This window comes from Candidatus Erwinia dacicola (assembly GCF_001756855.1).
Taxonomy (GTDB): domain Bacteria; phylum Pseudomonadota; class Gammaproteobacteria; order Enterobacterales; family Enterobacteriaceae; genus Erwinia; species Erwinia dacicola.
Map to the genome: position 1 here is coordinate 1 of NZ_MAYS01000271.1, position 2,088 is coordinate 2,088.

General features: G+C 54.0%; 3 protein-coding genes and 1 pseudogene. 2 read left to right on the top strand and 2 right to left on the bottom strand.

Annotated features, from left to right (window positions below; translation table 11 throughout):
* Positions 1-197: 197 nt before the first annotated feature.
* Both BBW68_RS16315 and pncA read left to right on the top strand, forming a co-directional pair.
* Positions 198-705: pseudogene (locus BBW68_RS16315) on the top strand (asparaginase domain-containing protein); the annotation flags it as partial.
* Between the two features lie 15 nt (positions 706-720).
* On the top strand, positions 721-1,266 hold the full coding sequence (gene pncA / locus BBW68_RS08150) for a bifunctional nicotinamidase/pyrazinamidase (protein WP_070134829.1): 546 nt from the start codon (positions 721-723) through the stop codon (positions 1,264-1,266).
* Positions 1,267-1,385: 119 nt separating this feature from the next.
* Here the strand turns inward: pncA and BBW68_RS08155 are convergent, their stop codons facing one another.
* Positions 1,386-1,619, bottom strand: a complete 234-nt coding sequence (locus BBW68_RS08155) for a YeaC family protein (RefSeq protein WP_070134831.1) — start codon at positions 1,617-1,619, stop codon at positions 1,386-1,388.
* Positions 1,620-1,625: 6 nt separating this feature from the next.
* The gene (gene msrB, locus BBW68_RS08160) at positions 1,626-2,036 is read right to left on the bottom strand and encodes a peptide-methionine (R)-S-oxide reductase MsrB (RefSeq protein ID WP_070134833.1); all 411 of its coding nucleotides are present in this window, start codon (positions 2,034-2,036) and stop codon (positions 1,626-1,628) included.
* Positions 2,037-2,088: the final 52 nt, after the last annotated feature.

Consider the following 2,088-nt stretch of genomic DNA (forward strand, 5'->3'; position numbering starts at 1 on the left):
CGCGGGAGATCAAGCTCTCTGGCGATGGTAGCCGGTTTGACACCTTCACCACGCCGCTTTTCAATGTAGAACCGCTCTTTCTGAGTCAGATGTTTTCCCTGCATGCAACAGGCTCTCCAGTAGGACCAGAACGGAGATTTTATCCGGGTCTGGCCAGTGGGTCACTTTGTTGCGTTTCGAGTGGGAATGGGGCCCAGAACTATGACAACTACGATAGTTTCGTGACCGTATGGCGCACCGACACCATTGCATTCACCGCCTCTACGCTCTCCTTTATGCTGGAGAATCTGGCTAAGCCAGTAATCGTGACGGCGTCATGGATCCCACTGAAGCAGCTGCGCTCTAACGGGCAGAGAACCCGCTTAACTCGCTGTTTGTCGCAGCAAACTAACCGATCAATGAAGTCAGGCTGTTCTTCAACAACACCCTGTACCGTGGTAATCGCACCACTAAGGCGCACTCCTATGGGTTTAACGCCTTTGCTTCGCCAAACCTAGCCCCGCTGCTGGAAGCCGGTATCCATATTCGCCGCCTCAATACGCCACTGGCAATGCCTTGGCACACGCCGGTGTGATCAGCGGAGCTGTTCTGACCGTGGAAGCAACACTGACCAAGCTGCACTTCCTGCTGAGCTAGGATCTGAGCAGTGGAGAGATCCGCCAGCAGATGACGCAGAACCTGCGCGGCGAATTAACTCAGCATTAACCCGTGGAGAGTGGTATGAGTGCACGTCAGGCACTGTTACTCATCGACTTACAGAATGATTTCTGTCTGGGCGGCGCGCTAGCGGTAGCCGAAGGCGACCAGACTATTGCGGTGGCTAATCTTCTGGCGGCTGAGTTCTGCGCACAAGGTGAGCCAGTCATCGCCACGCTAGACTGGCACCCTGCCGGGCACGGTAGTTTTGCCTTCACGGCGGGTAATATCCCCGGCACCGTGGGTGAACTGCGTGGATTATCCCAAGTGTGGTGGCTGCACCTTGAACTGGACCGTTCGCTGATTAGCACGGAGATCTGTAAAGGCGAAAATCTACAGATTGACAGCTACAGCGCGTTTTCTGACAACGGACAGCGTCAGCAGACGCATCTACACGCGTGGTTGCAGCAGCACGCTATCACCTCACTGTCGGTGATGAGGCTGGCAATGGACTACTGCGTGAAGTACAGCGTGCTGGATGCGTTGGCACTCAGTTATCAGGTCACGCTGGTGTCCGCAGGCTGCCGTAGTGTCAACCTGCGCCCAGATGCCGGAGCGGTAATCCTCTAAATGGATAAAAAACGCCGGGAAGTTAGCAGATCGGACCGACGATTCTTTGTGCAAATTATTCCTATAGGAATAATTTACTGCAGCGTGATTTGCGTGACGTCGTCATCGCCAATACCAAACTATTCTTTCAGCTGTTTCTTACTCTTGGTCATGATCTCCCCGCCCTTCACCACGCTCATGTGCTGCGGGTTATCGTTGTGACGCACCTGCCACAGCAATACCAGCTGCAGGCTGTTCTCTTTCTGCTCTGCGGTTAATGCCACGCCGTCAGCACATTTGCCGGTTTCTACCGCCGTCGCCAGACTCTGATACACTTCAGGCGTCATGCTGGCAATCATTTCATCCAGTTCCATTGCGCCTTACCCCTGAGTGCTGTTTCCGTCTTCGTCTGTGAAGCTCAGCGAGGCGGAGTTAACACAGAAGCGCTCTCCAGTTGGCTGCGGGCCGTCTGGGAACACGTGCCCCAAGTGGGCATCACAGCTGCCGCAGCGGATTTCAACGCGCTGCATACCGTGGGAATCGTCTTCCAGATAGTGGATAGCCTCATCGCTGTAGGGTTCGTAGAAACTCGGCCAGCCGCAGTCGGAATCATATTTACTGCCAGACAGGAACAGCGGAGCCTTGCACACCAGACAGTGGTATATGCCTTCGTCTTTGTTATGCAACAGTTTACCGGAGTACGGAGGTTCGGTGCCGCGCTGCTGGGTAACGTAGCGCTGCATCTCGTTCAACTCATTTTCAAGTGAGAAAGGTATATTTTCATTAGCCATGCTAGACTCTCTGGCAGTGTTGTTTTCTCGATTCCGTCAAGGTGGTGTAAAT

Bases quoted from the DNA above. Each gene is read 5' to 3' on its own strand.
- pncA (WP_070134829.1), top strand. From the start codon at position 721: ATGAGTGCACGTCAGGCACTGTTACTCATCGACTTACAGAATGATTTC.
- BBW68_RS08155 (WP_070134831.1), bottom strand. From the start codon at position 1,619: ATGGAACTGGATGAAATGATTGCCAGCATGACGCCTGAAGTGTATCAG.
- msrB (WP_070134833.1), bottom strand. From the start codon at position 2,036: ATGGCTAATGAAAATATACCTTTCTCACTTGAAAATGAGTTGAACGAG.